Genomic DNA, 2681 nt, shown 5'->3' with positions numbered 1-2681 from the left:
GGCGCGGGCGGAGGTGAGCGGGTACTCCAGGACGCGGGTGAGCAGCACGAGCGCGACGCCGCCCAGCAGGGCGGCGCCCGCGAGGGCGCGGGCCTTCGCGGCCACCGCGAGCGCGCTGAGGACGGTGGCCAGCGCGAGCAGCAGGCCCCACGAGCCCAGCCGCAGGTCGAGCAGCGGGATCGGGGTGAGCTCGGGGGCTTCGACCACCGGGAGCGCGAACGCGCCGACCGCCAGGAGCCCGGCGGTCACCAGCGCGCCGACCAGCGGCAGCGGGGTCTCGGCAGGGGGCTCCTCCTCGGTCTCGTCGCGCTCGGCCGCGCCCGCGAGCACGGCGAGGACGGCGGTGACCGCCGCGAGGACCACCGAGACGGCGGTCAGCCAGGCGCCCGCCCCCGGCTCGATCCGGCCGAGGGAGACGGCCAGCGCGCTGCCCGAGGTGACCTGGGTGGCCGCGTAGGCGGAGTCGAGCGCGCCGAGGCCCGCCAGCGGCACGGCGGCCAGCGCGGCGGCCAGCGCCGGGCGCGCGCGGGGCGTGAGGCGGAGGGCGGCGGCCAGCACGAGCACGACCAGGCCCGCGGGCCACAGCAGGCGCGCGGAGTAGTCGTCGGGCGCGGTGAGGGCGGGTGGCAGGGCCAGCTGCGGCAGGAGCGCGCCCGCGAGGGCGGTGACGCCCGTGAGCGCGCCGAACGCGGCGGTGGCCAGGTGCAGCTTGCGCAGGCCAGGCAGGGCGACCGCGCCGTCACCGGGGGCCTTGGTCGGGACGATCGCGCCCAGGGCGACGACCGCGCCGACCAGCACCTGCACCGGTCCGGGCGCGAGCCCGAGCGAGTCCGTGGCGTGCGGGGCGACCACCCACGGGACGGCGGCGGCGGCGAAGGTCAGGGCGGTCGCGAGCAGGACGGCGCGGCGCAGCTCCGCGCCGAGCGCGCCCGCGAGGAGGCAGAGCAGCAGGGCGGCGGCGCAGCGCAGCAGGCCGCCCGCCAGGTCGAGGCCCTGGGAGTCCGCGACGCCCCCCGGCTTGATGAAGATGTCCCGCGAGGTGAACGGGGCGGTGAACAGCCCGGCGGCGGCGAGCGCGCCCGCGAAGCCGGAGAGGGCGTACCGGGGGCGCTCGGGGAACTCGTCGCGCAGCGCGGGCAGCGCGAGCAGGCCCGCCACGACCAGCAGTGCCCGCCCGGCCAGCAGGACCCACAGGCCCGCGCCGGGGACCGGCTCGGCGATGCCCGTGACGTACAGCTCGGGGCGCACGACCCGGCCGGGGTCGGTGGCGATCCGGAGGTCGGAGAGCAGGCCGGCGAGCGCGAACGCGGCGGGCGGCACGAGCGCGGCGGCGGCCGGTTCGAGGCGGCGGCGGGCCAGCAGCACCCCGGCGGGGAGCACCACGAGCAGGGCCAGCACCGCGAGCAGCGGGGCGGAGTTCCACGCGGGGGCCGCGTCCGTCACGCCCAGGAGGGGGCCCGCGGCCACCAGGAGGGCGCCTGCGCCACCCAGGCCGAGCGCCGCGCGGAGCCTGATCGCGGCAGGGGGCGCCTGCTCAGCGGTTCCGATCACCGGCCCGACGCTAGCAAAGGCGCGGTGCGTGACGGGGAGCGCGCGGAGGGTCGCGGGAACCGGTGTGGGAACCGGTGCGCCGAGCGATGCGGCGAGCGGTGCGGCGAGCGGTGCGGCGAGCGGCTCGGGAACCGGAGGGGGAGCCAGCGCGGAGAGCGGCTCGGAAAACGGCGCGGGAATCGGGAATCAACCCGGCGAGGGCGCGGTTGTGCCCCGTGCGGGGCGTAGGGGTCGCCTCGCACGGGGTAGCGGGACACGGGGACGCGGGGGCGGGAGACGACGGGGAAGGCCGCGCTCGGCGCGGAACGGGGAGCCGTAGGCAGGCAGGGCTGGGCCCACAAGTGGGGCAAGACCGGGAGCCACAAGCGGGGCGAGGCCGGGAGCCACAGGCAGGGCAAGGGGGGCAAGGCCGGGACCTGCGGGCGGGGCAAGGCGGGCAAGGCCCGGAGCCACAGGCAGGGCAAGGCGGGCAGGGCCAGCCAGTCATCGGCGAGGCAAGGCGGGCGGGGCTGGGGAGCCGCAGGGGAGCAAGCGGGCTGGGCCGGGGAGCCGGGAACGCGCAAAGCGGGGAGTTGGGGACGAGCATTGCGGTTTGGCGCCGCGCACTGATCGTTCCCGCTGGTGCAGGGCCTGGAACAGGGGTTCCGCAGCCGCTCGGGGGTGATCGCGGGGCGAGTTGACCTTCACCCGGCCAGGGGAATCGGCACAAGTCCGGGACCAGGTCGTTTGGCACCCGATTCTCCGGGAACCCGATTCGTGTCGGTTGTGCCGCATTCGGGGATGGGGTCGACCGGCGGAACGGGGTTGGGACGGGCGGAGCTGATCGGCGAGGGCGCTTCGGGGGCGCCGGACCGGTCGAGCGGCACCACCGGACGACTCCGGGCGGCGCGCCGGGCCCGAGGCTCAGCGCGCGTCGCGGCCGGCCTTGACCAGGCCCCGGCCGTGGACGCCCGGAGCGCCATCGGACGCCACCGCCTCCCGATCCCCTCGCGCGCACGCCTGCGCGCGACGCACGCGTGCGTTGAGCAGGCCTGCGCGCACCGCGCCGCGCCCACGAGGACCAGCGCAGCCCACGAGGACCAGCGCATGAGGGCCAGAGCACGAGGACCGGTGCGCAAGGCTCGCGCTGG

General features: G+C 78.0%; 1 protein-coding gene. It reads right to left on the bottom strand.

Annotated elements, in window-relative coordinates; all coding sequences use genetic code 11:
• On the bottom strand, nt 1–1551 hold a 1551-nt coding region (locus ACTUAL_RS02275), incomplete at its 3' end, for a hypothetical protein (RefSeq protein ID WP_440899099.1).
• Nucleotides 1552–2681 lie beyond the last annotated feature (1130 nt).

Source organism: Actinosynnema sp. (genome assembly GCF_052038725.1).
The sequence above is the reverse complement of the archived record's forward strand: the minus strand, read 5'-3'. Positions and strand labels throughout refer to the sequence as shown.